A 23666-nucleotide genomic window follows, 5' to 3' on the forward strand; every position below is an offset into this window, starting at 1 on the left:
CGCTGTGGCCGGTGCCCTCTCAAGATGACAAGCAGTGTATTTCCTGCAAGATCAATCAACAATCCAGCTAAAATTGCATGATCTATTGAAGAAAACTCATCTATGGCCAGTACCGGATTTTCCGAACTGAATGCGTTTGTTGCGGTTGCCGAGCACCGCAGCTTTCGGGCGGCAGCGCGTGCGCTGGATGTATCGGCCTCGGCCTTGAGTCATGCCATAAGAGGACTGGAAGAACGGCTGGGTGTGCGACTGTTCAACCGCACCACCCGCTCAGTGGCGCTGACCGACGCGGGCGAACAGTTTTTGCTGCGGGTGCGCCCTGCCATTGCCGATATCGAAGACGCGATCAGCGAGGCCAGGTCTGCGCGGGACAAACCGTCGGGCTCGCTGCGGATCAGCACCTCGGAGTCCGGCGCCACCCCGCTGATTCGGCATGTTTTGCCTGAGTTCCTGGCGACCTATCCCGACATCCACATTGAGTTTGTGCTGGATAACCGGATGCTGGATATCGTGGCCGGTGAATTTGACGCGGGCATTCGCCTGCTGGAAACAGTGCCACGTGACATGATTGCCGTGAAATTCGGACGAGATATGCGCTTTACCGCTGTGGCGACGCCTGCCTACCTGGCACAACACCGCACACCTACAACGCCTCAAGATTTACTGCAGCATCGCTGTATCCGTTTTCGCTTTGACAGTGGCCAGCTGTATCGCTGGGACCCGCAGTATCGCGGCCGGACCATGCATCTGGACGTCAATGGCCCGCTGACGGTGGGCAATCTCAAACTGGCGATCGAAGGCGCGCTGGCCGGGATCGGCATTGCGTGGGTGCCAGAAGACGACGTTGCCGAGCATCTTGCCGCAGGCCGTCTGACCGCCGTGCTGCCAGACTGGAGCCCTGCTTTCCCCGGTTTGTGCCTGTACTACCCGGCCAACCGCCACCCACCCACCGCGTTGCGGCTATTTGCCGAAGCAATACGCGGCTGGGCGCAAGGCCGCGAGTCCGCAGGTGCACAGTGATTGCTCAGGCGTAGGGGGTGCCGGCCATTGCGGCGTTCAGGCCGATGGCGCCTTTATCAACAATCGCGAGAAACACGGCTTTCGCTGCCTTTGCGTCCTGGCTCTGCCGAAAAGTCTGGTGAGCCTGGGTAAGCGCCACCGTCCACGTTGCCAGCAGCAGGCCTGCCGCCAGTTGCGCGTCGGCATCACCCGGTTCTCGCCCGGCGCATTCGGCTAGCGCTAACGTCAACAGTTGCGCCAGTTCATCCCGTATCGCCCGCGCCCGCGCCTTGAGGGTTTCGCTGCCCGCGATTGTCTCGATAAAGCCTTGGCTCCCGGCAGAGACAACGCCCGCGCCCCCAGCCTCAAATCTGACGTAAGGACTCTGCTGGGCAACCAGCCGATGCGCCAGGAGGCGTAGCGTCTCCAACGGCGAGATGTGTGGATCGCGCTGGCGCAAGGCCTCGCGCAGCATCTCGCGTCCTTCCTCGTCGCGATCAAAGAACATGTCTTCTTTGCGCGGGAAGTGATTAAACACCGTCATTCGCCCGACATCGGCCGCCGCCGCGATCTCGTCCACCGTCACGTTATCAAAACCGCGTTCCTGGAAAAGGCGCGTGGCGGTATCGGAGATGCCTTGTCGCGTGGCAAGGCGCTTGCGGGATCGAAGGTCGGATGGCGTTGACATGCTGCGGATAATAGCACACGCTATTGTGTACTAAGTACATATTGGTATTTAATACATTTCCGAAAAGTGCTGAATGCCCTGAACGTGAGCGAGCCCAATTTGGGCGGCACGTAAGTGCCTTCGTCATGACTCCAGTTTCAGGAAGGCCAATTGCAGATCACCGGCCAAACCCGTTTTCCACCCGCATAAACCTGCCACGCAGGCGTTACCAGTCGCCCTTTTGCGGCACCACCAAGAATCCCAATGAATAAACCACTTATCGTTATCTTTACTGCGATTGGTCTGGATGCCGTCGGCATCGGACTGATCTTTCCCATCCTGCCGCGCTTGCTTGAAGAGGTGACGCACGCAGGCAATGTCGCGCCGTGGATCGGCATCATGACCGCGCTGTATGCAGTGATGCAGTTCGTCTTTGCGCCAGTGCTTGGCGCGTTGAGTGACCGCCTTGGCCGACGCCCGATACTGCTGATCTCCCTCGCCGGCGCCGCGATTAACTACATGGTCATGGCTTTTGCGCCCCAACTGTGGATGCTGCTCATTGGCCGTGCCATTGCCGGGCTGACCAGCGCCAATATTTCGGTAGCGACCGCCTACATCACGGATATCTCGCCCCAGGAAACGCGTGCGCGGCGGTTTGGCCTGTTCAATGCCATGTTTGGCATCGGGTTCATCATCGGTCCGGTGCTCGGCGGGGTGCTGGGCGACTACTGGCTAAGGCTCCCGTTCATTGCCGCTGCGGCACTGAATGCGGGCAACCTGCTGCTGGCATTGTTCGTCCTGCCGGAATCGCGTACGCCAAGCAGGGAGAAGATCGACCTCGCTGCGCTCAACCCGCTGCGCCCGTTACGCTGGGTGTTCTCCATGAAGAGTCTCGCGCCCATCACATTGATCTTTTTCATCCTGAGTGCCTCGGGCGAGGTGTATGGCACCTGCTGGGCGCTCTGGGGCAACGACGCATTTCAGTGGAACGGCCTGTGGATCGGTTTGTCGCTCGGCACCTTTGGCATATGCCAATCACTGGCTCAGGCCTTTTTGCCTGGGCCAGCCGTTAAATTACTGGGTGAACGCGGCGCCATCTTGACCGGGATAGCCGGCATCTGCGTTGCGCTGGGCCTGCTGGCTTTTGCCACGCAAGGCTGGATGGTGTTTGCGATCATGCCGCTCTTCGCCCTCGGCGGCATTGGTGTTCCCGCACTGCAGTCGCTTGCTACGCGCCTGGTTGATGAGACGCGACAGGGGCAGTTTCAGGGCGTACTGGCATCGGTGGTGGCCCTCGCATCGATCATCGGCCCGCTTGCGTTCTCAACGTTCTACTACGTCGTGCGGGCGCAATGGCCCGGCGCGATCTGGCTAGCGGTGGTACTCGTTTATCTGATCGCGGTACCGCTGGTCCTGGGTTTACGGTTTCGCAGCAGCCCGATCAATGAGGAGAAGTCTTTGGCAAAATGCTGAGCCCAATTGGCGAACCGGCGCTGATCGTATGCCAGCTTTTTGCCTGTGCGCTTGAGCATCTCATGGCGCCAGGTTCACCGCGAAAAAACGCCAATCAGTGAAGCGTTCTCGTCTACGCAACAGCGCTCACTGTCTGCATGCAAATATGCCGTGTTTCCAGGCATACTCGGCTCAACCACCCTGGAGAGGTTGATGGCATCGGACAACAAGTGGAACAAGCAGCCGCTGGGCGAGCCTGGCGCTGATAGCTCTTTTGATCTGGTTCGTTATTTCTTCTGGCTTTCGCTGGTGCTGATGGGCATCGCCACGGTGGCAATGGCCGGGTATTTGCGCTTTTATTCAAGCGCACAAATGCTGCAACTGGAGAAAGTCCGCGCCTCCTCGCTGGTGCAGGTATTTGAAAATTCGCTGTGGCCCCATTTCAAGCCACTCACACAAATGAGCAACGATGTGGCCCGCATGCGGGAAATGGCCACGCAAGCCAAATTGCAAAGCAACGTCGTGCAGCTCATGAAAGGCACCGACGTTATCCGGCTGAAAGTGTATGCGCTCAACGGCATGACGGTGTTTTCCACCGACCCAACGCAGGTGGGAGAAAGTGAAAAGGGCAATGACGGCTTTGAATCCGCCGTCGCCGGTGTGCCGGTAAGCGAGCTGGAACACAGCAATACAATTGATTCTTTTGAACGCAAACTCAATGACCGCGATCTGATTTCAACCTACGTGCCGGTACACGGCGCAGATGGGCGGATTGAAGGTGTGCTTGAGATTTATCTGGATGCAACGTCGTTCATCGCCAGTACCGCGAAACAATTGTGGTGGCTAACCGCCGCTATTAGCCTGGCGATGATTGCGCTTTATATTGCGCAAATGCTGGTGGTAAAGCGGGCGGGAAGGATCATCAAGAATCAGGCCGCCAAGCTGGTTGAGATCAATCGCGAACTGGATGGTCGGGTTGAAGTGCGCACTCGCGAACTCGGTGATGCGAACCGCATGCTTGAAGATGAAATCGACGAGCGCCGCAATGCTGAAGAGCGGCTGGACCGGCTGGCGCATCACGATCCGCTGACCAATCTGCCAAATCGTCTGTTATTCAAACAACGCCTGGAAACGGCGTTAGGGCAGCAGCCGCTGCAACATCAACGCCTGGCAGTTCTGTTTCTGGATCTGGATCGCTTCAAGGACGTTAACGACACACTCGGTCACTTTATCGGCGACCAACTGCTGATCGCTGTTACGGCGCGGCTTGCTGAGCATGTCCGCTCAGGCGACACGCTGGCCCGGATTGGCGGCGATGAATTTGTCTGCATTCTGGCCAATGTGCAAGACCCGGCAACTGTGAATCTGGCTGCAGAAAAGCTTTTGTCTTTATTCAATCAGCCATTCCGGATCAATCACAACGATATCCATCTTTCGGCCAGTATTGGCATCAGTTTCTCGCCGGAAGACGGAACCGATTTCGATGCTCTGGTGCGTAAAGCCGATATTGCGATGTATCAGGCTAAAGCCCTCGGACGGAACCGGTACCAGCTGTATACCTACCAGATGTCAGTGGAAGCGCAAGAGCGCGTATTGATCGAGCGCCATCTGCGGCGGGCCATCGACGCCAACGAAATTGAAGTGTATTTCCAGCCCAAAGTTGATTCAGTCAGCGGCCGTCTGGTGGGCGCCGAAGCACTGGCGCGCTGGAATAGCCCAGAGTTGGGTTCAGTGTCACCGGCGCGGTTCATTCCCGTGGCGGAAAACTCGGGCCTGATTGTCAGGCTTGGTGATCAGGTGCTGGAAAAAACCTGCCGGCAAATTGCGCAATGGCGAGGCGCTGGCTTTGCCATCAACTCCGTTTCGGTCAATTTGTCGGTCAAACAACTGGAACGCGACGATTTTCCTGCCCGTCTGGCCAGCTTGCTGAGCATCTGCAATCTGCCTGCCTCAACGCTGGAACTGGAAATCACCGAAAGCGTGATCATGGCCGCAGCCGACGCGTTCAGCATGCTTGAGGCCATCAAGGCGCTGGGTGTGAAGCTATCCATTGATGATTTTGGCACGGGATATTCTTCGCTGGCGTACCTGAAACAATTGCCGGTCCATATCCTGAAAATCGACCGGGCCTTTGTTTTGGGGATTGGCGTCGGCAACGATAGCGAGGCCATTATTCGCACCATCATTGGCCTGGCTGGCAGTCTGGGATTAAGCACGGTGGCCGAAGGTGTGGAAGAGCTGGCACAGGTCGAATTTCTGCAGCGGGAAGGCTGCACCACAATTCAAGGCTTCTACTTTGGCCGGCCACAACCGGCAGCGCTATTTGCCCAGGACTGGGCACCAAAACTTCACACGCTCTGATCGCAGCGGCGATAGCCAGTTTGGCGCTATCCGCCAAGGCCGACGACATGAAAATATCAATGGCCAACCGGTGGCGACCATTGCGGTCGCGCACCTTGGCATCAAGCCGATCTCAAGCGAAGTTCAAGCAGCAAACCTCTTGTATTGCAAAGCAAAGAACAGCAGTGGATTACTGCTTGGCTTGAACGTACTTTGCAAAATGATCCAGGATGGCTTGCCACCCTTGTTGCTGCTGTTCGACCGGGTTTTCCGATTCTGCATCGAACGCCACGCGAACCGTCACGCCATGTGCCCCCGGGATAAACTCGGCCGAAGCAGTGCGATCCCCAAACGAGAATTCAAGCAATTGTTGCGGAACCACCTTGGTGTAGGTCCCGGCGAAATCAAAGCCGAAGCTGCCGTCTTTGGCCTCCATACGTGACGAGAAGATGCCGCCAACGCGCAGATCGACCGTCGATTGGGTGGTGTGCCAATCGTCAGACGCGGTGTTCCACTCTTTGATATCGCTCGGCGTTGTATAAGCGCTCCAGACCTTGGCAACGGGCGCATTGACGAGCGTTTCGACGGTGATTTTCGTGGTCATACTTCTTCCTGTCAGTGGATGTTGAGCGGTTGAGCGGTTGAGCGGTTGAGCGAGGGGAGCTTCCAGTTAACGGCGCAAATGTGTCAAGCGCCCAACCAAGTTAGGTGATCTGGCAAAAATCGGCGACAAATCCGCTCTACGGCCATCTGGCAATCCGCGCACCAATGCCTCTGTGCGTCCTGCGCTCACGGTGTTCAATCAAAGAAGTCCACAAAATAAGCTTTGTCACCCTGTTTTGCTCAGATTTACTCAGTTCTGGATTTCCCCGACTCGTTATAAAAGAGCGCATATCGGCAATTTTACTCAGGCGCGCACTTGACGGGATGAACCCCGATCGACGAAAGAGCATGCCTTGCAATCGCGGAACGCCCGTGCGGTTTGCTTCTGCAACTGGTTCGCGACTCGGCAATCCGCTCACTTATGCCTGAGTGGTGCCGTAAATCGCGCCGGAATTATTCTTCCCGGTGAATAAAAACCCATTTCCAGAAACAGCAGCAACCAAGGCCCGGTTAAACAGGCCTTAACGGGTAATCAGGAATAAAAATGACTATCGCCAAACGCTTGATCTTGATGATCGTAATGTCGGTTATTGCGCTGTCCATTGTTTCGCTGACCGCTTTCTATTCAGCACGCGCGCTGAACGGCCAGGTCGTCTTCATGAGCGACAACCTCATACCCGGCGTACAGGCCATTGACGAGGTCAGCCTTGGCGCGCAACACATGCGAACCGTGCTACGTTCCGCCCTGCTAAGTTCCGAACCTGCGGCAATCGAACGGAATCACCAGGCATTTGATCGGGACGTAGTGCAAATCGAAGAGACATTGAAGCGTTACGACGCCGAGCTGATCTCCAACGACGCTGACAAACAGCATCTGGCCCAGGACCAGGCGGCTTTTGCCCAATACCGCTCTGCCGTGCAACCGATCTGGGACAAGATCAAAGCGAGCCAGATACCCGAGGCACTCAAAGCGCTTGATGCTTCCGTGGCAGCGGGTGACGCCTTCACCACGGCCCTGAAGAGTCATGCACAGTTCAATTATGAACTGGTACACACTGGCCGGACCCAAGCCACAGCGACCAGCAACAGAGGCCGCATGATCTGTGCCGGCGTGTCGCTGCTGGCCGCGTTGCTCATTATTGTGATCGGCGTGTTGTTGTACCGGGTGATGATTGTGCCGTTGGGCAGCATGCGCAAAACGGTGCTGTCGGTCGAGCAACAACTGGACTTTACCCAACGCGCACCGGTGAGCCGACAGGATGAAATGGGCGAGACCACCCTCGCCTTCAATCAGTTGCTTACCCGTCTGCAAGAGAGCTTGCGCAGCTTGCAACGGGACGCCGTGAGCGTCGCGGGTTCTGCCAGGGAAATGGCCGCGACGGCGAACCAGGTTTCTGAAAGTTCCAACCGCCAGAGCGATGCGACTGCCACCATCGCGGCTGGCGTCGAAGAAATGAACGTCTCGATTCACCACGTGGCCGAACGCTCTCAGGACGCGCATCAGCTCGCGCTGGAAAGTGGTGAAACCGCCAAGACTGGCGCAGCTGTTATTCAACAGACTGTTGACGACATGGGTGAAATCGCCGGCAGTATTCAGGAAGCCGCCGCACGGCTGCAGGAACTGGAACGCGCCAGCGAACAGATTGCCACTGTCGTCAATGTCATCAAGGACGTGGCCGAGCAGACCAACTTGCTGGCGCTCAATGCCGCCATCGAAGCCGCGCGGGCCGGCGAGCAAGGCCGTGGCTTCGCCGTCGTGGCCGACGAAGTCAGAAAACTGGCTGAACGTACTTCGCAATCCACGCAAGAGATCACTTCCACCATTGGTCAAATGCGCGAAGTGGCGCAGCACGCGGTGTCGGGAATGCAAGATGCCTTGCAGCGCAGTGAAAGTGGGGTGGTGAATGCCGGTGAGGCAAGCAAAGTGATTCAGGCAATCGCCAGTCGCAGCCTGCAAACAGCCGGGATGGTGAGTGAAATTTCTGCGGCAATCACTCAACAGGGGGCAGCGAGTACCGGCATCGCCCGGCAAGTGGAAGTGGTCGCCCAGATGTCCGAAGAAAATAACGCTGCCGTACTTGAGGCCAGCGATTCGGCCAAGCGGCTGAACCAGCTTGCTACGCAGATGCAGCAGGTGGTCGCGGCGTACTCCTTGTAGTTTTCTGCAGCCTGCGCTGTCAGGCAGATACTGCGTCGCCGCCGCATCCCTGTGCGGCTGACGCCCGGGCAGGCCGCGCTGGCAGCGGTGGCCGGTCCGATTTGATGTTGATCTTAATCTCCACAGCTTTCCTGGTTTTGCTCAGACCTTCTACTGAAGGCAATGCCCCGCCAGCACCATGCGGTTTCACCACGCAACGCATTTTTCGTTGCCACACCCCTGTCATGCGGCACTTCTAATATATCAGGCGATTTACCGACTCCCGATCCAGTTCGGGCCCTTGTAAACCGCCAGGATTTGATATGTTAAAACAACGATGTCACGCACCTCTCTCGCTCCTTCCCATTGCCCTGGCCTTGCTGCTGGCCGGTTGCGGGGGTAACAGCAATAGCTCGTCGCCTACCGTTCCTACATCCGTCGTCTCCACCTTTACCACGCCCGCCGCGCCTGCTGGCGTGGGTTATGCCGATACAGCTCCAGTACAAGATCAGGCTGCCATTCTGCCGTTTGTGGATTACGCCTATACCAACCAGCGCGGCGATGCGCGTTATGCCACCAAAGACACTAACGCTGGCGTGCGGGTGCTAGATGGCTTTCTGGCGCTGTGGACTCCCAGCACGTTGCTGGTGGATGCCGGTGTGACTGCGCCAGCCAGTGGCAGCTTTCCAGCGGTGGTTGCATCTACCTGGACCGGCATTCCTGGTGATGCAACCGATGGCACCATCGTGAACAGCGCCGTGCTGAATGCGAACGTGCAATACGTGATCAACGCCACCACCAACCGTACCGCCGATCAAGCCACGGCCGCTTACCTGGACGACCGACGCCAAAAGGGTTACAGCGTGACTGACGGCATGGGCCCGCTAACCAGCGCCTGGCGTACCGCCGCGCAACAGACCACCAGCATTACCAGCGTGCCTGCCGATGCGACCACCGTGTTATACAACGATAGCGGCAACAATATCGGCGTGGGCAGTGCCAGCAATGCCACTTTCGGGACGGCGGTTGATCTGATCAGCAGTGTGGGCAACAACGCTTCCACCGAGCCGGCCAAACGCTTTTACAAGTACGCTCGCCCATGGCGCTGGAGTAACAGCGTGGTGGTCGTTCCGGCACTGGTACCGGCAGAGAGCAGCACTCCGTCCACCGACGGTGGTTTCCCTAGTGGTCACTCGGCAGAAGCTGGGCGAGATGCTTTTGCCATGGCTTATCTGGTGCCCGAGCGCTACCAGGAAATGGTCTCGCGTGCGCTGGAACTGGGTGAAAATCGCATCCTGGCCGGTATGCATTCGCCGCTTGATGTAATCGGTGGGCGAATTCAGGCGACTGCGCTGGTGGCGGCCAATCTGCAAGCCGCAACCGCGGCTACTCGCCAGGCTGCATACGCTCAAGCGCATACTGCGTTGATGTCTGCAGCGGGCGTAACTACCGCCGCCGATTTCTATAACTACGCTCATTCAGCCACCAGCGCGACGGATCGCTTTGCCGACCACGCGACCAACAAGGCCAATTATCTGCGCCGCCTGACCTTTGGTTTTGCCCCGATTGCTGATGTCACCAAAACCGCCCAAGTCCCTAAAGACGCCGAGATTCTGCTAGAAACCCGTCTGCCCTATCTAAGTGCCGACCAACGCCGCGTCGTGCTGAAAACCACTGCGCTGCCCTCGGGTTATCCGGTACTGGACGACGCTGAAGGCTGGGGCCGGTTGAACCTGTTTGCTGCCGCAGATGGCTATGGTGCTTTCAATGGCGATGTCAGCATCAGCATGGATGCCAGCCAGGGCGGCTTTAACGCGCTTGATCGCTGGCAAAACGATATATCCGGCAAGGGCAAGCTGAGCCTGAGCGGCACCGGTACATTGCATCTGACCGGCAACAACAGCTACAGCGGTGGCACCGAAATTGACGCGGGCACGCTGCAGGCAGACTCCACCACCGCGTTTGGTAGCGGTGATGTCTACGTGGCTGCGGGTACCGCGGTGTGCAACGCCACCAGCGCGGTGCAAGTGGCGAACTATACCCAGTTGGCCGCGGGTACTTTGCAGTTGAACCTGGGAACCAACGCCCAAGGCCAACTGAAAGCCAGTGGTACGGTTTCGCTGGTCGGCGGCACCTTGAACGTAAAGTTTGCCAGCGGTTTCAAACCCGCCGTGGGCAGCACTTTGACGTTGCTTGGCGCGGGCAAATTGCAAGGCACGTTTAGCACCATCAATGTTGATGGCTTCAAGTTCACGCCGATCTACTCCGCAACCGGTTTGCAGATTCATATCGACGGCTGATTAACCGTTAGCTGGACATAAAGAAACGGCGCGACTTTGATCGCGCTGTTTCTTTATTTATTGCCACTGGAAACCGGGACTGTTCAGTGGACCACATCGGAATTGAATCCCCCATACGCGGACTCGCAATACGCATTTCTTTCATAGTTCGCGGCCAATAGTCTAGACCTACAAAGATGCACTCAAGTGTTGGGGGCTGATTGTTCAACAACATATCGGCTGGATCTGAGGGGGAAGGGTCATGCAAGCAACGGAATTCGACGAACAGGCTCGTGTTCTTGATCCTGTAGACCGCACAAGTGAAGTGGTGTTCGGCTTGCTCATGGCGATGAGTTTTGTGGGATCACTGAGTGTCGCCAAGGCCGGCCACGAAGAGGTCCGCACCATGATGGTGACCGCGCTGGGGTGCAATCTGGCGTGGGGCATTGTGGATGCAGTGATGTACCTTCTGCGCATCCGCGTTGAACGCACCCGAGGCGTAAACCTGCTTAACCACCTTGCCGCCGACCCTGACGCAACGCATGCACAAGCGTTGATCTCCGATGCGCTCCCCCCACGACTGGCAGCGGCGGCGAGCCCCGAGGTGCTGGAAATGATGCGCTTGCGCCTGATCGAGTTGCCCGTTCAAAAGCAGCATGCCCGCTTGGGTGCAGAAGACTTCAAAGGTGCGCTGGGTGTCTTCTTGCTGGTCGTTCTGGCGACATTTCCAGTGGTGGTGCCGTTCATGCTGCTGGACAGTGCACATCTGGCCGTAAGGGTATCCAACCTGGTCGCGTTGGCGATGTTGTTTGTCGCTGGCAGCGTGCTGATGCGCTATGCCGGCGGCAGCTCATGGCGCGGCGGCGTGACCATGTTGATTACCGGCGTCGCCCTCATGGCCGCGATCATGGCTTTGGGCGGCTGATACCAGCGGCCAGACGCACGAGCCGGTCCGAAGCCAGACAGGCGGGCTTCGGACGAGGTGTCCCGTCGCACAGATCAGGTCAGACGCCCTTGCTCCCCTGCCGCTGGAGTACCACATGGGTGGCTTTCTCGGACGCAACAGACTGAACGCATTCGTATCCCAGCGCGCGCATGTCAACGCCATCGAACAGTCGCTCTCCACGGCCCAGCAGGACTGGCGAGATAGCAAGGTGGAGCTCGTCGATGAGGCCAGCCCGAAGATATTGCTGGATCGTGGCAACGCCGCCGCCAATGCGCACATCCATGCCGTTGGCTGCGTCGCGTGCCCGCTCAAGCGCTTCGTGAATGCCGCCGGTGACAAAGTGGAATGTCGTTCCGCCTTCCATCTCGATGGGCGCGCGCGGATGATGAGTCAGGATGAAAGTGGGCACGTGGTAGGGCGGATTGTCTCCCCACCAGCCTTTCCAGTTCATGTCGGGCCACTCGCCGCGAATCGGTCCGAACATGTTTCGCCCCAGAATCCAGGCGCCCACATTCTTGAAACTGCGCACAGCGAAGTCGTCATCAACGCCCGTTGTGCCTCCGTCGCGGCCAAACAGGCTCTTCTGGAAAGTGCGGGTCGAAACTAACCACTGATGCAAATCTGTCCCGCCCACGCCGAGCGGATTATTCAGGTCCTGATCTGGACCCGCGCCGTAGCCATCAAGCGAAATGGTAAAACCGTTAACCCGGACGCGTGTCATGTTCATACCTTCCTTTCAATTGATGCCTGACGTGCAAGTCAGAGGCGACTGGAGCGAAGCGCTGCGAACCACAAGCGCAGCTCGTGGTTATTCCCCTCAACTGTAGTGTCAGGCCGGATAGTTTGCGAGAAGCCAATCAAACTCCCCTTCGATCTTTTTTTCAAGCTCAGGCGCGATGGCTGGTTCCAGACTCCAAAGGGGGCGGGTTAACCACAAAAAAAAGCCGCCCGACATAGTCGGACGGCTTTTTGAAACACGTCTGCGGTTTAAATAGCTGGAAACTAGAGACCAGGCGAACCAATCGATGAAGATTGGAGCGGTTCAGCAAAGCCACTCAAGGTTCCAACCACTGCCTTGACATAGTTTGGCGTCGTGGTCGAAACGGTATCCCACACGGCCGACGCAGTGGCACTGCCACCGGTGAAGATCGCACCGGCGTGATTGCCTGCGGTAACCAGAGTTGCGTTTGCACCCGTGGCCGTCGGAATCGCCTTCAGCGAGCCATCGCCTTGCGTTGCGCTTATCGGCGTCCCGTAGTTCATTGCCGCTGCAACGTTGCCGTTCGCGTCATAAACGATCACCGCATCGCCCTTACCCAAACCAATGGCGTTCAACGGATCGTTATTCACGTTTAGCATCGCAACCACCGGCACCGTACCAGCAAGACCCCAAGTTGTGCGGAACGCGCTAACCGCGCTTGGCGCAGCAGAAACAACGACCAGATGCTCGCCCGGAGCCAGAACTGTACCCGCCACAAATGCCGCACTGTTGTTGGCATCGTTGACGTCGGCATGGTTGTCGCCCCACTTCCAGCCGGTCAGATCAATGGCCGAGCTGCCGTAGTTATAGAGTTCAAAGAAATCGCCACCCACAGCGTTGGAGTTCACTTCCGAGATCAGCACGGTTGGTGCGGGTGCACCAGCGGCTGCGGTGGTGAAGCTTTGGTTTGAACCGGCATAGGCGTTGCCGTACAGGTCAGTGATCACGCCGCTGGCCAGTTGTACGGTATAGCGGGAGCTATCCTGCAATGGCGTGGTCAGGGTAACGGTCATTCGGGCACCGCTGAACTTGACCTGGGTCGTATCGGTAATTGACACATTGCGGGTATCAGCACCGTTGCTGATCACAATATTGCCCGCACCGGCCTGCACGATTTCATTGAACGACATGGCAAAGTGGCTGCCCGCGATGCCAGTCGCGCCATCAACCGGCGCAGTGCTGGTCAATGTTGGCGCAGTCTGGTCAACGGTACCAATCGTGGTGAACGAGAACGTCGATGGATCAGACACTGCAACGGTATTGGCACCCGCGACAGTATTGATCACACCCGTTGGATACGTGACGTTGTAGGTTGTACCGGCCACCATGTAGAACTTCGGATGAATCTTCATCACGCTGCCATTGAAGGTCACTTGCGTGGTGTCAGTCACGGCAATGGTGCGTGTATCGGTGCCATTACTCAAGACCAGATTACCGGCGCCCGCTTTCACGGCTTGATCAAACGTCAGGTACAGATTACTGCCGATGCCGACGTTGGTTTTGCCGGTGGTTGGCTTGAAGATGGTCAGCCCTGGCAGGCTCGGCCCTGCGGCCTGTTCCCCAACCGCATAAATGGTGCCATCCGGCCCCATCGTCACGCCTTCGTTCTGGGCGGTGGCGCTCATGTACAAGCTGCTCAGCATGTTACCGGCACGATCCATCTTGACGATCCGGCCATCCGGCGCGCCTATGATGATGAGGTTATCGTAATCCGGCGCGGTGGCCGGGACGATATTCGAGATCGAGAACACGTCGTTGAATGCCGAGAGACCCGCTTTGGCCTCATCAAACAACACTGGCGGATTGTCTGTTGTCGACAGGATCGGCGTACCGTCTGATGCCGTCGCCGTACCCGCTGCAAAATTGATCGCTGCCTGGAAAATGCTGGTTGGCTGCGACTGGCGCACAGCGACATAACCGCCGGTCTTGGTATCGAAAGTCACACCTTCAATACCGACGTTGCCCACCGTTGTGCCCAGCTTGACCGCTTGCACATCCGCCCGGTGCAAGGTGCCACCCGGAACATAGGTAAACAGATCGACCTGGCGCAGGCGCTCTTCTACCAGCACAAACTTGCCGCCACCGACATAAGTGATGCCTTCGGTGTCCTGGAAGTCATTTGCATTGAGCGTCATCGAATCGATGACGTGCCCGTCGCTCTTGGCCACCTGCACGACGGAGGTCGCACCATCGCCAATCACAAACAGCGAATCGGTGTCCTTGTCGTAGGCCACGCCAGAGGCCTCGGCGTTCAACAGGTTGGTGCCCGTCCCCACCTGCAAGGCAAAACTGCCGGTCTGCGTATAGTTGTTCAGATCCCAGGTGCTTTGCGGGTCGGTAAAGGCCAGCGCCGGGATTTTGCTGTCTACGGGGATGTTGCCAGTGGGCGCGGGAGTTGGTGTAGGTGTGGGCGTGCTGTTGTTAGTGGGAGAGCTGTTGCTGCTGCTGCCATCATCGCCACCGCCGCATGCACTCAGGCTGGCGGCAAGAATCGCAGGGATTAGGAAATTGAGTGTTTTTTTCACGATGCTCCAGGGGGAACAGGATTTTTTTATAAGCAGGCGCGAGTTGATCGGCTTCGTGCTCTTTGTCTTTGGCGTCCGATCGAGATTCGTTGGCGGATCAGAGTGGTTACTTCCTCGTGGGTAAGTAACGCGACTTCCAGGATGTCTGAGAAGACGCATGTGCCATGAGTAGAGTGCAGCGGATTGTGACAGTGGCATATGTAACTGCCGTGACAATCCGGTTACATCGCAAACAGCGATGGCCGAACAAGGGGGGACGCCTTCCCGGAGGCATCACACAGTGGTGAGGCTATCTTTGAGCTGAAAGGGAAAGATGGCAGAGGGCGTTAAATCTCGAAGCAGAACCTGGCACTCGGGCACTTGATCGATTTCCGCAAGTCACAGGGCCGTATTACTGGAATCGACATTTGCGTTGACGATGTCGGTTTACATGCCCGATTCTGTGGCGTGTTGCGGCTAGCTCGCCGGAACCAATAAAGGACAGACAATGAAAGTAGCATTAACAGCGCTGGCGTTATCAAGTCTGATTGGGTTAACCCATGCGCAAGATATGACATTAGCCTGCAATGGCTCCGGCACAGTCAGTGATGTACAGATGACCAACGGCCAGGATTACAACTACAAAACGCATGAGTTTGATAAAAGCACCACCAGTTCAACGACTGTCCGCAAACCATTTTCCGGCACGGCGACGGTTGAAATGTCCGCTTCCACGGTCCGGCTGAAATTACCCCCGGCGCTGGTGCCGCCATTGAGTGACGGCAAGGAGGCCTGGTATACGCTTAATGATGCTTTTATCGGTGACAAAGAAATTACCGGAGGCCTTAAATTCAATATGTTCAACAAGCCCAAAGTAAAAATCGACCGCATGACTGGCCAATTATTGCTAACCAGTTCGTTTGCGGATTTCAACGCAAACTGCGTGCTGGTTGATCAAGCTGCCGGTCCGAAATTCTAGGCGACGCGGTTGAACTCGCCCTGGCATAACGTTGGCAGGCCACGGTTCATCACGATGGCCTGAACAAACGTCGACCCTACCCAAGGCGAAAAATACCGACCTGAATCCGTCATGTAGCCGGAAAGTCTGCGGCCTCTGTTAGCTCGGCCATAGCCTGCAGCGCCGTACAAAGCTTATCTTCACCGATCTGCTCGGCAAGTTCCGCCCTGGCTGCATTCCATACCGGAAAAGCATCAGTCAAAAGCTGGTGTCCGGACGATGTCAAAGCCAATTGTTTGCCTGCCCGCCCGCGCCCGCCTGCCGCACAAACCAGCTTCCGGTTTTCCAGATTCAGGACATTGCGGCTGAGGGTCGTCGGATCAACCCCTGCCTGCTCGGCGAGCCCGACAACCGTCGCTTCCTCACCTGTCCCGATCCCGACCAGCAGGCTGAACTGCTCCGCCGTCAGGCCCAATGGCTTGAAGCAGGCATTGTAATAACGCGTGAGCGCACGCGCCGTCGCGCGGGCCTGGAAGCCTGGACACGCTGCGGCAACATTCTTCAAAGACTCTGGATCAAAACCATCCACGTCTCACTCCTTGACAGCGCTGAGTACCAACCAATAGTGTATATGCATTATTTATGGATGAGGAGAAAGAAATGCCTGCCTATGTTCACGTAAATCTGCGAGTCATTGATACCGCCAGACAAACCGAGCTCGCGCCACGATTTCTGTCGGCGCTGGAAGAGGCAGGCGGGAAGATTCTGCATTTCGGACCCGTGGCTCAGGTCCTGGAAGGAGATGAAGCGCCATTGCCAATGGCGGGCGTATTTGAGTTTGCAACGCTGGCTCTGGCACAGGCGTTCTACAACTCGGAGAAGTATGCGCCTATCAAGGCTGAACGCCGGTTGGCTCAGCAAGCACGAATGTTCATCGTTGAAACGCAAGACTGAAAAGCCAGAGGCTGCTGCGCTGACAACGCCAGCCTGGACCGTTGGCCGCATAATTCAGCCTAGCTTTGGGACGCCCGCGCAGCGATCCATCTCAGCACATCCGCCATCACATCCGCTTTGCCGATATCGTTTAGCAGATCGTGCAATCGCCCCTCGTACAGCTTGAGGGTTTTGTCTTGCGCGCCAGCATGCTCAAAAAAGTACTCGCTGCCGCCAGGTCGGGCGGCCTTATCATCCGTACCATGCAGAATCAGCACTGGCGTAACCAGCGAGGAAAACGACTGCCTGAGGCGCTCATTGGCCCGCACCAGCGCGGCCACGGTGGCGAAAGGCTGTGCTTCGCCTTCGATCAACGGGTCGTCGTTCATGGCTTGCACTACGTGCGGATCTCGCGAGAAGTCGGCATTCTTCAACCGCAATGCCCGCGCACGGGGGGCGATATGACTGATCCCTTTGAGCACTTGCAAAGCAAAATCGGGTGCCGGGACTTCAAAGGCGAAGTCCTCGCAAATCAACCCTGCCACCGCTGAGCCGTGCACCAGCGTAAAAAGGCAGGCGACCACGCCGCCAGCGCTGTGGCCAAGCACAAACAGCGGTACATCGGGCACCATTGACCGGGCGTGGTCCACCAGCACGGCCAGATCGCTGACATAGTCGTCAAAACTCTCGACGTAATAACGCACGCCGCCAGACTTTCCGCGCCCGCGCAGATCCACTGCGCAGGCGGCGTAGCCCGCTGCAGCGCACTGTTCGCCCACCCACTGGTAGTACCCGCTGTGGGCGTTGAAGCCATGACAGATGGCGATCAAGGCGCGTGGCCGTTGGTCGGGCAGCCAGGTGCGGACAAACAACGCACCGGCGCCTCCACGGATAGGTTCTTCCCGCATTCCCGCCATGTTTAATGGCCTTCAATGGCAAAGAGAATGTCGGCAAAGCCTGGCACCGTTTCTTCGCGGTTCCAGTCCCGCTGCAACTCACAAATCAATTGCACCCAGGAAGTCGGCCTGCCACCAGCCTGAATCAGTCGTTGCAAGCCGGCCTGATGCGCTTCCAGCGACGTCCCACCGACGCAATCGACCACCGGGTAAACCTCAAAACCTTCCTGCAGTGCGTCCAGGGCCGGGTGTACCAGGCAGACTTCGGTCCACAGCGCGGCCATCACCAGCTTCTTGCGCCCGGTCGCCTTGACCGCGCGATTGAAGTCCTCATCTTCCCACGCATTGATGGAGGTGCGATCAATCACCTCTACGCCGGAAAGAACGTCGGTGATCTGGTGGATGGTGGGCTGGTTACGACCGGTTTTGACATTGACCGAAGTCAGCACCACCGGCATTTCATACAGTTTGGCGATCCGTGCCAGGGCGGTAATGTTGGCGACCAGTTCGCGCTTGGGGCGCGAGGCAATCGACGACACCTGAACGGGCTGGAAATCGATGATCAGGATCGCGGCGTTATGCGGTGTGATCAGATGGTCGTCTGTGGCGTCACGCGGTTTCGAATATGAAGTCATCATGCTCTCCTCAAGGCGTGCAAGGCCATCAGCGACACTGGGCAGCGGGCCGGTCGATAAAGCTGCGAATGGCCCCAACAGTTTGCGCGGGTTGTTCTTCCATCAACCAATGGCCGGAATCGGCGATCACCACTTGCTGTACGTTGTCCGCAGCAAAACGCATGATGTAGGCCATGGTTGCGCCCAGTGAATGCCCGCCACCGATGGCCAGGACCGGCATTTGCAGACGTCCGCGCGAGACAGACTGCCGGTTGTCGATCACATCCTGGTCAAATGCGGCAAATTGCAGGAAACCGGCGTGCATGCGCCCGGGCTGGGCATACAGCGCGGCATAGTGACGGCGTGAGTCTTCCGGAAAATGCGCCGGGTCGGCGGAGAAATCATTCCAGAACCGGTCCAGATATATGCGCTCACGCCCGGCGACAAGGCGTTCCATATCCGGCCCGCCAAAACGGAAATGCCACAGCAGCGGGCTTTTGAGGATGTCGTCCCACGGGCCAACGCCGGGTACGGGAGCGTCCATCATGATCAGGCGAGTGGTGCGGTCAGGGTGGGATTCGGCAAAGGCAAACGCGACCATATTGCCAATGTCGTGTCCGACGACGACAGCCTGTTGCACCTTGAGCGCGTCCAGCACACCTGCAACATCTTCGGCTTCATTTTTCTTGCTAAAGCCGTCGGTGGCGACCGCAGACAAACCCATGCCCCGCAGGTCTGGCGCGATCACTGTGTGGTCACGCATCAACTCTGCCGCCAGCGGGGCCCACATATCGCCAGTGTCGCCATAGCCGTGCAGTAGCAGCACTGCCGGGCCGCGGCCACCCACGCGAACGTGAATGGTGGTGCCATTGGACGCAATCTCTTGCGTGCGAAAACCGCTTGGGAACGTTGTGGAGTCTGCCCATGCTGCTTCAGACAGTGCCAGCAGGGCGCCCAGAATCACTAGTGCTCGTTTCATTGCGATCCTCCTTGCGTTAGGTGATCGCATCAAAGCACCGTGAAAGCTACGAATCTTGCTTGATTAACGTTTTTCTTGGCGAAAATATGCCTTTTTTTCGCCATTTTTCGACGCAATCAAGCGCTCTGCATCGGTATTGCTGCAATTTCAGTCTAAAAAGAGCAATAACATTCAAGACCCGCCCGGCTCGGGTTGATTTATGCTTTCGTCAATTATTTGTTTGCTAATGGACAGATCACGGTAAGCTGGTGAGCCCGGTTGGGAGCTGGAGGCAGACTTCTCCATGAGGAGCAAAACGTGCAATCCGATCTTGATTACGGAAGCAAATTTGTAGAGAAGTTCCAGGCTGACTCGGTGTCGCAACTCATCACCAAAGGCCCCAAAACATCACGCCTGCTGGTGTCGCGCCTGCGCCGGGACACACCCGGACATGGCATCGTGACGCCACCGCGGGTCGATGCGGTTTTTTCCGTAATGTTGCAATTGCGGGAGCAAAAACAAAGGGAATTGTTTCTGGATGGTCGTTGCATCCATCGCGGTTCTTATGCTGAGCGCACGACCAGTGTGGTCAATCATCTGGAATTGCCCTGCGCCAATCTGATCAGCCCGTTCGACAATCTGATGTTTACCGTTTCGCAAACGGCGTTGAACGAAATCGCCGACGAATCGGGCGTCGCGCGGGTGAATCATCTTTATTGCCTGCCGGGTGGCGTAATCGATGAAACCGTCTGGCATCTTGGCAATGCGCTCCTGCCCGCCCTGCAGCGGCCACACGAAGTGAGCGCCATGTATGCCGAACACATCATGCTGGGTGCATATACCTATTTTGCGCAGAAATTTGGCGGTATGCGCCCGCCCAAAGAGCGGCCCGGCATGCTGGCGCCCTGGCAGCTCAAGCGGGCTACCGAAGCCATGGCCTCGCAGATTGACGAGGATGTCTCACTCAAAATGCTCGCGGCCGCCAGCGGGTTATCCGTCAGTTATTTTATTCGCACCTTCAAGGCCAGCACGGGTGACCCGCCGCATCGCTGGATGTTGCGCCATCGCATTGAGCGCGCCAAAGCGCTGTTGAGTGGCACGCAAGCCACCCTGGCCGAGATTTCAATAAGCTGCGGATTTGCCGATCAAAGTCATTTCACGAGGGTATTCAAATCCTTCGTGGGCGTCAGCCCGGCGACCTGGAGGCGGAGCATTCTCAGCTGATTGGGCTGGAGTCACATGTACGATTCAGCTTAAAGACCATGCCACGCACCTTTGCAGGTGCAGGTAACCAAACCTCGCTACACGTCTTCGTTGTTGAGCATTCTGAGCAGCAATCCGCATCCTGGCACTGCTGCGCTCGATGCAAACCTGGACCGCTCCTGGGCTGGACGCATCGTTGATTGCGTATATTTTTGCAATTGTCAGCCCTGATACCCGACTGCGCCCGGGCAAGTACTACTGTCGTTGGTTATTTAAATCAGGATATATTTTCTCTTTAAATTCATAGCCCTGGATAACATTCAGAATTGAGTGTTTTGAGGGTTTATACGCAGGCAGTAATCTGGAGTCGCATGTAGGTTCAGTATTGGGGATAGGTGTGGTGCCTGGCGGCCACTCACGGCATCCAAGAGATCGGTTCGTTTTCGGCCGAAGCGGACGGCCAAGCCTCTCTAAGGATACGGCGGCTACCGGCCTGTTGCGGCTGTTCGGCTTGGTACGACCTCTTGGTGGTTTTCAAGTATGTCGTCCGCGACCCGCGGACGATCAGTGTGCAGCGAAGTGCGCGACTGGAGATGACAGCTCCGCAGCATGGCTTTTTGTGATGCTCGTCAGGCCCGGGCTTCGTCAAGAATCCATGTCGCAAATGCCTGTAATGGTGCTTCACTCAATTCGATCTGCTCAGGTAGAACCAGGCAGAAATTTTTGGTAATCGCTTTACCATCTGGCCAGGGCGTAACCAGGCGGCCTTGTTCAAGTTCGGCCCCGATGTAAAGTCGGGGCACCAATGCCACACCCAAGCCAGCTAGCGCCGCTTCGATCAGCATGGAATGAAGATCGTACCGTGCGCCAATCGCCGAATTGGTCAGCGTTATGCCTGTCTCTTGTGCATAAATCTGCCAGGCATCCGGGTTTTGCCGCCGGTGAAGGCGTGGCAAATCATCCAGTGACGCATTGGCACCGGCGTCTTCAAGAAGCTGTGGACTGCAGACGGGCACAAGCACCTCTTCCAGCAGATGATGCAGATGCATGCCTGCCCATGCAGGATGTTCAAAATGAATGGCTGCATCGAACCCACTGCCCGCCAGCAAGAAGGGCTCCATCCGTTCTGCGATATGCACCGTAATATTTGGATGCTTGTCCTGAAAGCGTTTCAGCCGGGGGATAAGCCAGCGAGTGGCGAAAGTCGGAATCGCGGAGATCTCAATACTCGCGCCCTCACTGGGCTGCCCCATCAAATACAGGCTGTCCCGCTCCAGTCGCTCGAGCGTCTCACGCACCTGCGCCGCATAGCGCGCGCCATTGGGGGCAAGCCGCACACGGTTTCCCACCCGCTCGAACAGTACCGCTCCCAGGAATTCCTCAAGCCGGGCAATCTGGCGGCTGACCGCGCCCTCAGTTCGTGCCAGTTCCTCGGCAGCGCGGGCAAAGCTGCCGTGCCTGGCTGCAGCCTCAAATGCCTGGAGCGCGGAACTGCTGGGAATTTTACGTCGCATTGAAGTCTCGCCGATCAAAATGGATTCAAAGCCAGCTTGATTAAATATCACTGAAGGCTGACTTTATTTCGTTATATAGACCAAAAACATCAGACTACCATGACGTTACTGCAACGAGCAGTAAGCACTCGCAGAAGAATGCTTAACCATAACGAAGGAAATCTGATGATCTATACCGTGGAATGCAGCTTCGCCGATCCCGCCAGCGAAACTGAATGGAATGACTTCTACAGCCTTGAAAAGCTGCCAGCGCTTATCTCGGTGACCGGCTTTCATACCTCGCAGCGCTTCAAAGCGATCAGCAAAGGTTGCCCCGTCTACCTGGCCATTCATACGGTGGACGACCTTGATGTGCTGACCGGGGAGGAATATCGCCACAAAGGCGGCGGCAATTTCGCTCGGTGGCAGCAGCACATCACCGACTGGCACCGCAATCTCTACAGCGACATTGGGCTGGCGCCTGCAGTCCATGCCGACGAACTGCTCGCGCTGTGTTCAAATGGCCCCGAACCGCTGATTGCGATGGGGCTCAAACCGCTGGCCATGCAGGCTGTTGCGCTGGAGAAGTATCCGGAAAGTCGTTGGCTCGCAGTCCTGCCCCGGAGCAAGCCCGGGCTTGTCGAGACGCTCCCAGAGGGCGTTGACCTGTACGAGCCGATGACGGAGCAATTGACCAGCTCCCCTTCGCACGTGCAGAACAAGTAGGCCCAAGATGCCAAACCTGACTTTCTATATTGATGCGGGCCAGATGCCGTCCGACGAGCGCCTTGCCGGCCTTTCCAGCGACTGCGTCAAACTGTGTACCGATGTCCTTGAGGCACAACTCAAAAACGTTCATATCGTTTATGTCGAGGTGCGACATGGGCACGGGCATCCCGTTTTCGCGGAAATCCAGTATCGCCTTGAGGCGTTTCGCACGCCTGCGGTCATGAACCAGTTCATGGCGGCTTTGGACAATGCCATTGCTCATCACACGGGTCTTACCGCGCGCATTCGTTGTTTTGGTTATGCCACGTCGAACATTCACGCCCGAAACTAGCCGCTCTGGAGAAGTATTGTGTCCATTCTTGCCTTTCCCGGACAGCAGGTTGGGGATTTCACCGTTACCGCAATCAGCGATGGTTACCTCAATGCCAGCCTCGATTTTCTCTCGAATATCGACGCCGCCGAAGCGTCCAGAATCCAGCGCGATGCGGGTCAGAATGAACCCTCTGCGATACATATCAACTGCTACGTGATACGCCGCGCCGGGCACACCATTCTTGTCGATGGCGGCGCTGGCGGCATCAAGCAATGGGGCGGGCAACTGCAGGCGAATTTGCTGCTGGCCGGCATCGAACCAACCTCAATCGATACCATCCTGCTCACGCACGCCCACCCCGACCATGTCGGCGGGCTGGTGGATGCAACCGGACAAGTGACTTTTCCGAATGCGGAACTGGTTGTGCATCAGCGCGAGATCAAATTCTGGCGGGACGATGCAAATCTGGCCCGTGCCAGCGAACGGGCGCGCGGTAATTTCCTGATCGCGCGTCAGGTATTCGACGGCTACAGCAATAAGCTGCGTACTTTCGACGAAGGGGAAGTGCTTCCGGGGATCAGCGCGATGCCGCTACCAGGGCATACCGACGGGCACACCGGATATATCGTCGAATCCCGCGACCAAAGCCTGCTTGTCTGGGGCGATATCGTGCATTTTCCGCACATCCAGATACAACGCCCGGACGTGTCGATTGCATTCGATCAAGACCCGTCCCAAGCCGCTTCCACCCGATCGCGGCTGCTGGACATGGTCAGTTCCGAGGGGCTTTTGATTGCCGGCATGCATTTGGGAGAGGCCGGTTTCGGGCGAATCAAGCAAACAAAGGGGAAATACGGACTGTTTTACGAGACCGAAGCATGA

The 23666-nt window shown here is 57.2% G+C and carries 21 protein-coding genes; 12 read left to right on the plus strand and 9 right to left on the minus strand.

Annotated elements, in window-relative coordinates; translation table 11 throughout:
• Positions 1-102: 102 nt before the first annotated feature.
• Positions 103-1020: a LysR family transcriptional regulator gene (locus P4L78_RS08700; RefSeq protein WP_309327650.1), complete on the plus strand. Its 918-nt coding sequence runs from the start codon at positions 103-105 to the stop codon at positions 1018-1020.
• A 4-nt stretch (positions 1021-1024) separates the two neighbouring features.
• Here P4L78_RS08700 and P4L78_RS08705 read toward each other — a convergent pair whose 3' ends face one another.
• Positions 1025-1687: a TetR/AcrR family transcriptional regulator gene (locus tag P4L78_RS08705; RefSeq protein ID WP_309327651.1), complete on the minus strand. Its 663-nt coding sequence runs from the start codon at positions 1685-1687 to the stop codon at positions 1025-1027.
• Positions 1688-1930: 243 nt separating this feature from the next.
• Here P4L78_RS08705 and P4L78_RS08710 point away from each other — a divergent pair, with 243 nt between their 5' ends.
• Together P4L78_RS08710 and P4L78_RS08715 are read left to right on the plus strand one after the other, a co-directional pair.
• Positions 1931-3139, plus strand: coding sequence for a TCR/Tet family MFS transporter (locus tag P4L78_RS08710; protein WP_405051514.1), 1209 nt, complete (start codon positions 1931-1933; stop codon positions 3137-3139).
• A 192-nt stretch (positions 3140-3331) separates the two neighbouring features.
• Entirely contained in the window at positions 3332-5479 is a 2148-nt protein-coding gene (locus P4L78_RS08715; protein ID WP_309327652.1) for an EAL domain-containing protein, read from the plus strand.
• A gap of 169 nt (positions 5480-5648) precedes the next feature.
• On the opposite strand, the gene P4L78_RS08720 is transcribed toward P4L78_RS08715, so the two are convergent.
• Positions 5649-6062 (minus strand): SRPBCC family protein, encoded by a 414-nt coding sequence (locus P4L78_RS08720; protein WP_309327654.1) that lies wholly within the window; start codon positions 6060-6062, stop codon positions 5649-5651.
• Between the two features lie 543 nt (positions 6063-6605).
• Here P4L78_RS08720 and P4L78_RS08725 point away from each other — a divergent pair.
• From P4L78_RS08725 to P4L78_RS08735, 3 genes are all read left to right on the plus strand, one after another.
• Positions 6606-8219, plus strand: coding sequence for a methyl-accepting chemotaxis protein (locus P4L78_RS08725; RefSeq protein WP_309327655.1), 1614 nt, complete (start codon positions 6606-6608; stop codon positions 8217-8219).
• Positions 8220-8521: 302 nt separating this feature from the next.
• On the plus strand, positions 8522-10498 hold the full coding sequence (locus P4L78_RS08730) for a phosphatase PAP2 family protein (RefSeq protein WP_309327656.1): 1977 nt from the start codon (positions 8522-8524) through the stop codon (positions 10496-10498).
• Between the two features lie 241 nt (positions 10499-10739).
• Positions 10740-11402 carry a VIT1/CCC1 transporter family protein gene (locus P4L78_RS08735; RefSeq protein ID WP_309327658.1) on the plus strand — a complete coding sequence of 221 codons (663 nt, stop codon included), beginning with the start codon at positions 10740-10742 and terminating at the stop codon, positions 11400-11402.
• Positions 11403-11481: 79 nt separating this feature from the next.
• On the opposite strand, the gene P4L78_RS08740 is transcribed toward P4L78_RS08735, so the two are convergent.
• On the minus strand, positions 11482-12144 hold the full coding sequence (locus P4L78_RS08740) for a dihydrofolate reductase family protein (protein ID WP_309327659.1): 663 nt from the start codon (positions 12142-12144) through the stop codon (positions 11482-11484).
• Between the two features lie 281 nt (positions 12145-12425).
• Positions 12426-14708, minus strand: a complete 2283-nt coding sequence (locus tag P4L78_RS08745; RefSeq protein WP_309327660.1) for an SdiA-regulated domain-containing protein — start codon at positions 14706-14708, stop codon at positions 12426-12428.
• 487 nt (positions 14709-15195) lie between these two features.
• Here P4L78_RS08745 and P4L78_RS08750 point away from each other — a divergent pair, with 487 nt between their 5' ends.
• Entirely contained in the window at positions 15196-15666 is a 471-nt protein-coding gene (locus P4L78_RS08750; RefSeq protein WP_283147845.1) for a hypothetical protein, read from the plus strand.
• 109 nt (positions 15667-15775) lie between these two features.
• On the opposite strand, the gene P4L78_RS08755 is transcribed toward P4L78_RS08750, so the two are convergent.
• Positions 15776-16234, minus strand: coding sequence for a MarR family winged helix-turn-helix transcriptional regulator (locus P4L78_RS08755; protein ID WP_309327661.1), 459 nt, complete (start codon positions 16232-16234; stop codon positions 15776-15778).
• Positions 16235-16305: 71 nt separating this feature from the next.
• Here P4L78_RS08755 and P4L78_RS08760 point away from each other — a divergent pair, with 71 nt between their 5' ends.
• Positions 16306-16599 (plus strand): DUF1330 domain-containing protein, encoded by a 294-nt coding sequence (locus P4L78_RS08760; RefSeq protein WP_309327662.1) that lies wholly within the window; start codon positions 16306-16308, stop codon positions 16597-16599.
• Between the two features lie 59 nt (positions 16600-16658).
• Here P4L78_RS08760 and P4L78_RS08765 read toward each other — a convergent pair whose 3' ends face one another.
• Genes P4L78_RS08765 through P4L78_RS08775 form a run of 3 tightly spaced genes read right to left on the minus strand, consistent with a single transcriptional unit; the run spans position 16659 to position 19067 of the window.
• Positions 16659-17495, minus strand: a complete 837-nt coding sequence (locus tag P4L78_RS08765; protein WP_309327664.1) for an alpha/beta hydrolase — start codon at positions 17493-17495, stop codon at positions 16659-16661.
• A gap of 2 nt (positions 17496-17497) precedes the next feature.
• Entirely contained in the window at positions 17498-18112 is a 615-nt protein-coding gene (locus P4L78_RS08770; protein ID WP_309327665.1) for a hydrolase, read from the minus strand.
• A 25-nt stretch (positions 18113-18137) separates the two neighbouring features.
• Positions 18138-19067, minus strand: coding sequence for an alpha/beta hydrolase (locus P4L78_RS08775; RefSeq protein WP_309327666.1), 930 nt, complete (start codon positions 19065-19067; stop codon positions 18138-18140).
• A 297-nt stretch (positions 19068-19364) separates the two neighbouring features.
• On the opposite strand from P4L78_RS08775, the gene P4L78_RS08780 reads away from it, so the two are divergent.
• Positions 19365-20270 carry an AraC family transcriptional regulator gene (locus tag P4L78_RS08780; protein ID WP_309327667.1) on the plus strand — a complete coding sequence of 302 codons (906 nt, stop codon included), beginning with the start codon at positions 19365-19367 and terminating at the stop codon, positions 20268-20270.
• A gap of 608 nt (positions 20271-20878) precedes the next feature.
• Here P4L78_RS08780 and P4L78_RS08785 read toward each other — a convergent pair.
• Positions 20879-21763 (minus strand): LysR substrate-binding domain-containing protein, encoded by an 885-nt coding sequence (locus tag P4L78_RS08785; RefSeq protein ID WP_309327668.1) that lies wholly within the window; start codon positions 21761-21763, stop codon positions 20879-20881.
• A gap of 165 nt (positions 21764-21928) precedes the next feature.
• Here P4L78_RS08785 and P4L78_RS08790 point away from each other — a divergent pair, with 165 nt between their 5' ends.
• From P4L78_RS08790 to P4L78_RS08800, 3 genes are read left to right on the plus strand one after another with little or no spacing between them, the layout of a single operon-like run.
• Positions 21929-22468, plus strand: a complete 540-nt coding sequence (locus tag P4L78_RS08790; protein ID WP_283147837.1) for a hypothetical protein — start codon at positions 21929-21931, stop codon at positions 22466-22468.
• Between the two features lie 7 nt (positions 22469-22475).
• Positions 22476-22802: a hypothetical protein gene (locus P4L78_RS08795; RefSeq protein WP_283147836.1), complete on the plus strand. Its 327-nt coding sequence runs from the start codon at positions 22476-22478 to the stop codon at positions 22800-22802.
• Between the two features lie 18 nt (positions 22803-22820).
• Positions 22821-23666, plus strand: coding sequence for an MBL fold metallo-hydrolase (locus P4L78_RS08800; RefSeq protein WP_309327670.1), 846 nt, complete (start codon positions 22821-22823; stop codon positions 23664-23666).

Origin of the sequence: Silvimonas sp. (genome assembly GCF_031291215.1) — a bacterium.
GTDB classification, from domain to species: domain Bacteria; phylum Pseudomonadota; class Gammaproteobacteria; order Burkholderiales; family Chitinibacteraceae; genus Silvimonas; species Silvimonas soli.

Excerpts from the sequence above, each read along its gene's own strand:
- P4L78_RS08700 (WP_309327650.1), top strand. The coding sequence starts at position 103 with ATGGCCAGTACCGGATTTTCCGAACTGAATGCGTTTGTTGCGGTTGCC.
- P4L78_RS08705 (WP_309327651.1), bottom strand. The coding sequence starts at position 1,687 with ATGTCAACGCCATCCGACCTTCGATCCCGCAAGCGCCTTGCCACGCGA.
- P4L78_RS08710 (WP_405051514.1), top strand. The coding sequence starts at position 1,931 with ATGAATAAACCACTTATCGTTATCTTTACTGCGATTGGTCTGGATGCC.
- P4L78_RS08715 (WP_309327652.1), top strand. The coding sequence starts at position 3,332 with ATGGCATCGGACAACAAGTGGAACAAGCAGCCGCTGGGCGAGCCTGGC.
- P4L78_RS08720 (WP_309327654.1), bottom strand. The coding sequence starts at position 6,062 with ATGACCACGAAAATCACCGTCGAAACGCTCGTCAATGCGCCCGTTGCC.
- P4L78_RS08725 (WP_309327655.1), top strand. The coding sequence starts at position 6,606 with ATGACTATCGCCAAACGCTTGATCTTGATGATCGTAATGTCGGTTATT.
- P4L78_RS08730 (WP_309327656.1), top strand. The coding sequence starts at position 8,522 with ATGTTAAAACAACGATGTCACGCACCTCTCTCGCTCCTTCCCATTGCC.
- P4L78_RS08735 (WP_309327658.1), top strand. The coding sequence starts at position 10,740 with ATGCAAGCAACGGAATTCGACGAACAGGCTCGTGTTCTTGATCCTGTA.
- P4L78_RS08740 (WP_309327659.1), bottom strand. The coding sequence starts at position 12,144 with ATGACACGCGTCCGGGTTAACGGTTTTACCATTTCGCTTGATGGCTAC.
- P4L78_RS08750 (WP_283147845.1), top strand. The coding sequence starts at position 15,196 with ATGAAAGTAGCATTAACAGCGCTGGCGTTATCAAGTCTGATTGGGTTA.
- P4L78_RS08760 (WP_309327662.1), top strand. The coding sequence starts at position 16,306 with ATGCCTGCCTATGTTCACGTAAATCTGCGAGTCATTGATACCGCCAGA.
- P4L78_RS08765 (WP_309327664.1), bottom strand. The coding sequence starts at position 17,495 with ATGGCGGGAATGCGGGAAGAACCTATCCGTGGAGGCGCCGGTGCGTTG.
- P4L78_RS08770 (WP_309327665.1), bottom strand. The coding sequence starts at position 18,112 with ATGATGACTTCATATTCGAAACCGCGTGACGCCACAGACGACCATCTG.
- P4L78_RS08775 (WP_309327666.1), bottom strand. The coding sequence starts at position 19,067 with ATGAAACGAGCACTAGTGATTCTGGGCGCCCTGCTGGCACTGTCTGAA.
- P4L78_RS08785 (WP_309327668.1), bottom strand. The coding sequence starts at position 21,763 with ATGCGACGTAAAATTCCCAGCAGTTCCGCGCTCCAGGCATTTGAGGCT.
- P4L78_RS08790 (WP_283147837.1), top strand. The coding sequence starts at position 21,929 with ATGATCTATACCGTGGAATGCAGCTTCGCCGATCCCGCCAGCGAAACT.
- P4L78_RS08795 (WP_283147836.1), top strand. The coding sequence starts at position 22,476 with ATGCCAAACCTGACTTTCTATATTGATGCGGGCCAGATGCCGTCCGAC.